The sequence below is a fragment of the Pseudonocardia adelaidensis genome (assembly GCF_039543345.1).
In the GTDB taxonomy this organism is placed as follows: domain Bacteria; phylum Actinomycetota; class Actinomycetes; order Mycobacteriales; family Pseudonocardiaceae; genus Pseudonocardia; species Pseudonocardia adelaidensis.
The window spans coordinates 1-686 of record NZ_BAABJO010000100.1 but is presented as its reverse complement, the minus strand read 5'-3'; the positions used below and the strand labels follow the sequence as shown (position 1 = coordinate 686).

Sequence of the window (686 nt, the reverse complement as noted above, 5' to 3'; positions counted from 1 at the left end):
GCCCGACTTCGACACCAGCCCGATCGGCCCCGCACCGGCGATGTCGGCCGGGATGATCCCCGCGTTCGACTTCCCGGGCGAGATGATCCCCGGGCAGTTCGGGCCGATGATCCGGGTCTTGTTGCCCTTCGCGGTGGCGTGCGCCCAGAAGTAGGCGGAGTCGTGCACCGGGATCCCCTCGGTGATCACCACTGCCAGTGGGATCTCGGCGTCGATCGCCTCGATCACCGCGTCCTTGGCGAACCGCGGCGGCACGAACACCACGCTCACGTCCGCGCCGGTCTCCTTGATGGCCTCCTCGACGGTGCCGAACACCGTGAGGTCCTTCCCGCCGATCGTCACGGTGGTGCCGGCCTTGCGGGCGTTCACCCCACCGACGACGTCCGTGCCGGCCGCCAGCATCTTGGTGGTGTGCTTGGTGCCCTCGCCACCGGTCATGCCCTGGACGATGACCTTGCTGTTCTCGTTGAGGAAGATCGACATCTCTCAGGCTCCTGCCGCGGCCAGCTCAGCGGCCTTGTCGGCCGCGTTGTCCATCGTGTCCACCTGGGTGACCAGCGGGTGGTTCGCCTCGTCGAGGATCCGGCGGCCCTCCACGACGTTGTTGCCGTCCAGCCGCACCACCAGCGGCTTCGTCGCCGCATCGCCGAGGATCTTCAGCGCCTCGACGATGCCGGTGGCCACCG

General features: G+C 68.5%; 1 protein-coding gene and 1 pseudogene. Both read right to left on the bottom strand.

The genetic code is table 11. The features are described from left to right. The coding region (locus ABEA81_RS42400; RefSeq protein ID WP_345613726.1) for a CoA-binding protein at positions 1 to 483 on the bottom strand (483 nt) is incomplete at its 3' end. Between the two features lie 3 nt (positions 484 to 486). Continuing rightward, positions 487 to 686, bottom strand: a pseudogene (locus ABEA81_RS42395) (ADP-forming succinate--CoA ligase subunit beta); the annotation flags it as partial.